Origin of the sequence: Candidatus Culexarchaeum yellowstonense, from assembly GCF_024707025.1 — an archaeon.
Classification (GTDB): Archaea; Thermoproteota; Methanomethylicia; order Culexarchaeales; family Culexarchaeaceae; genus Culexarchaeum.
Genome location: NZ_JANGFQ010000216.1, coordinates 1 through 4,000, shown reverse-complemented (window position 1 = coordinate 4,000; position 4,000 = coordinate 1). Strand labels below are relative to the sequence as shown.

Genomic DNA, 4,000 nt, shown 5'->3' with positions numbered 1-4,000 from the left:
AAGCTATCCACCCCCTAAATATCATTGGAAGCGGAATTGGAAGCTTCTCAGGAGGTCTAAGATTCGCGGCTAAAACCAGTACCATGAAGATGGAGGTTAAGGAGGTGAGGAGTTTGAGGAATGCAGCAAGCCTCATTAAAGTTGGCAACCCCTTAATTTCCGTTATTGGACTGTACACGATTCTCTCCACATCGTGTTTTATGCTCTTCCACATATCCGTGAACTCCTTTGATCCCATTATTTGAAAGCCTTCCCTAATAACTTCTGGGTCTACCCTCCTAAAAGCCCTTATGCTATCAAGGTTTACGATTAGCTGGCATAAATTGTCTAATCTATCCCTTTTAGTTGATGTTGATTTGGGCATAGGAGTCGCTGTTCAGCGTTATGTACCTTCACGGAAATACGTCCATTCTTCCACATCATTGTACCATTTCTTCTTAGTTCCAATGGATGCTCTGAGCTTCCAACCTAAACTTTTCGGTTGCTCATCAAGGTACTTAAGTATTTTGTCTATCCTCCCATTAATAATAGCCTTCTGATCCTCATTTAATATCGTGCTATTTCCAACAAACTCCTTAACCCTCTGGAGATTTGTTGTTACAGTATAGTAAAAGCCCCAATCGGAGGTCAATCCAGCATGAGCTAATGCCTTAAGATTTATTGTTTCCTTATCAGTTTCCCCAACGTCATGAGCTATTAAAAGCACAATTGCATCCTTAATATCCTTCTCATTAATTTTCACTATTTGCATTTTTTGCAATAGCAATTCTGATGGTGGTAGTGTTGGGGAATCAGCCTCTAAACGTTTACTGAAGCTTATCGTATGATTCATTTCCAATTTATCGAAAAATACTTCCACCATTGGAACTCTCCCTCCGAAGTATATATGTCTCTTTAAACCATAATGATGCATCAATCTTGGATCAAAGTCATAGCCCCGTCTTTTAAAGAATTTAAGTATTTTCTCCCGAAATTTGCCGTAACTTGCGAAATCTATATCGGTGAACACTCTCTCACCAAGTCTAGCCAGCTTTTCCCATAATTGTTTATACTCTAGGGAGTGTAGGTATATTCCCATTCCACCCATTATACGAAGTATAATCCCCTCCCCCTCAGCATCACTAACACATGATAATGCTTCTTCAATGAAAACTGATGGAGGGGGGTATTCCTCAATTGGGATTTCCCATGGCAACCTAAATTTTTTCGACAAACCCCCTCCACCTCCATTCATCCAGTAGTAAACTGGAAACTTTTAACTCTACCCCTATCTAGGGTTATAATTACCCCATGCAATATCCCTTCAGAATACTCACTTCCAGGGTTAACGCATAACGTTCTCCCAATCTTTTGAGCAGCTCGAGATTCATGTATATGTCCATGAAGCCCCAGCAATGGTTGATATTTTTTGATGGCATTTAATACAGCAACGCTACCAACATTTACCATTTCATGTACAGAAGGCACAAGATCTTTGGATAACTTGTAAGCTCGATCCAACTCTGTACCATAAGGTGGTGCATGGAAATTGAAAATAGCGTTTTCCATATTATTAATCTGTGAAACTAGCCTCTCGATCTTTTCAGCTAACTCCTCCTCACTACATTCTCTTGGAGTATCCCAAGGAGTGGGATTTGACCAAGATAGAGTTATCATCTCATAACCATCAAATTCAACTTTTTTACCATCAACATTGGTTGCATACACGAAGTTATTTAACACTTCATCAACTTCCGGGATATCATCATTTCCAGGTGCGATGAAAACTTTTATGTTCGTGCCTTTCAACTTTTCCCCGATAATATTATCCCAACTCTTAAGCCTCTCGGTTACCAATCGCTTAAAAAGCTCTTCCGTTTTTCCAGCCCCTAAATGTATCTTCCTAACCTGTGCATCTATCCTCCCAGCAATAGTTTTACCTTCCGCTAACAACTCAGCCACCTCCTCTGGAGTTGTAATAAAATAGTAATTGCCAGTTATGGATATTCTCCTCTGCAAATCCTTCAATTCCTCTTCAGTTTTCACTACTATATCTTGCCCTAAAAAATTACACTTATAACTTCCATCCGGCTGCCTTATTATCGGGTTAATCATTTTACCACTAAGATCGCCAAGCAATATGCCAATATTCACATTATAGATTTTTAATGCATTGAGAAACTTCCTAAAACAAATTTCAGAGCCATGAACATCTGTTGCAAAGAAAAGTTTAATAACACCCACATATATCACCAAACATCATTCGTCCTTCTAATAGTTATTTATTTAATTTTTATATTTAAGAATTGCATATAGCTCGGAATAAACCTATATTTATGACAGGCCCTTTATCTAGAAAATGCAGGTCGTATGCCCATGCATCATACTGATTAGAGGAATTTTTGTAATTGCAGACTCGGCTTTAGCAAATTGTTTTAACAAAGTTAAATGAAGCATTCTAAAATTGCATGTTGAAAAAAGTGATTAGGGAAGGAAGGATCCTTTATGTAGAAAGATAAATCTGTAATTGGAACTCCCAAAATCTTGAATTACTTATGAAGTGGCTAAAATGGCTAATGTGAAAGGAAAGTTTCTATTATCCTGAAAATAACTACCACTTGGAGGACTTAAAAACTTCCTAAAAGGCTCTACAAGAAGGGGGGAAAAAGAGGGGTTTTAAGCTGGTGGTATTTCTTTATAGGCTTCAGATATATCTATGCCAAGAGTCTTCTTACGATACCATTTAGCTACATACCAACCAATTAGACCTATTAATGCAAATGTTGCTAAGCCAAGGAATGATGGTGGGTGGTATTCTCCAAGCTCTGGATGTGCTAGGAAGAAGTAGGTGGTGGTGAAGATCGCTATAATGTAAATTACTCCCGTAATGACCATTACCGGTATCCCGGCAATACGCCATTTTACCGGAGAAGCATCCCAAATGTGTCTAACCTTCTTAAGGTAAGGCAATAGTATACAACAGAGAGCTATAGCAAGGAATGATGAAAGATTTTCCCAAACTATAACGACAAGTGAACCGAGTATTCCTGGAAACATCACGTAACCTACTAGACAAATCTCCGCTATAATCCAGAAGGCTATTATGGCTTTATGTGGCGTTCTCCATTTCGGATGTACATCTGCTAACCAGCTTGGCATTACTCTGTCCATTGACCACGCCACCAAAGCCCTTGGGGTTATACCCGCAGATTGAAGAACCCATGCATAGCAGACGGGTGTGAAATTTATCCCCATCAAGAACTTAAGAATCGGGTTATCTGTACATATCGACGCAAATAAAATATAGTTTGCCTCTGATATGGGCAAATAGTCCTTCCACTCAGACATTTCCATAGCGTACGCTGCTGCCGCCATCCATTCACGTCCAATAACATTATCTATTATGATTAGACTAATGAAGAAGCAGCCTACATAATACGCTATACCTAGTAGATATCCGAGAATCATGTTTCTCCTAACCTCCTTAACCTCTCCCGCTATCCACCCCGGTCCAGCTACATAAGCAAACGTCCACCATATAGCTGGGATCAGTAGGAGGGTATGGTAGAAGTTGGTAGGCCCTATAATGGAATATCCATACGTTTCAAGAGCATAATTGTTAGCGAGATCCTTTAAGCTTTCATATGTGAGTGGTGAACCATATTCAGCCACGAATGAATTCCATGCCTGTACGAAGCCCTCATGACCCACAGATAGAAGAACCCCCCATGTAACAACAAGGCTCAGCGTGGATAATATGAAACATATGTCCATAACTCTGAAAACCCACTTAGACCCAAATATGCTAATTATTACACAGGACAACATTATAATTGATGATATAATGAAAGTTACCTCCGGCCTCCATAAGAATTCAGTGAATTCAGGGTGTCCTAACGCTTCCAAAAGAGTTGGCAATGAATATTCTGGAACCCAAGCGGCAAGCATCCAATACCATCCGAGCATACCCAAAACACTACCAACGGATATAGCAAACCCTACACCAGGATGTATAATTCGT

General features: G+C 39.6%; 4 protein-coding genes. All 4 read right to left on the bottom strand.

What is annotated here, in order from left to right:
* Positions 1 to 364 (bottom strand): hypothetical protein (locus MRT15_RS11405; RefSeq protein WP_304330351.1); only part of this gene is annotated, 364 nt, incomplete at its 3' end.
* 18 nt (positions 365 to 382) lie between these two features.
* On the bottom strand, positions 383 to 1,213 hold the full coding sequence (locus MRT15_RS11400) for a hypothetical protein (RefSeq protein ID WP_304330350.1): 831 nt from the start codon (positions 1,211 to 1,213) through the stop codon (positions 383 to 385).
* A gap of 17 nt (positions 1,214 to 1,230) precedes the next feature.
* A complete protein-coding gene (locus MRT15_RS11395; RefSeq protein ID WP_304330348.1) occupies positions 1,231 to 2,223 on the bottom strand; it encodes a hypothetical protein in 993 nt (330 codons plus the stop codon).
* 432 nt (positions 2,224 to 2,655) lie between these two features.
* Positions 2,656 to 4,000: hypothetical protein (locus MRT15_RS11390; RefSeq protein WP_304330347.1), on the bottom strand; the 1,345-nt coding region annotated here is incomplete at its 5' end.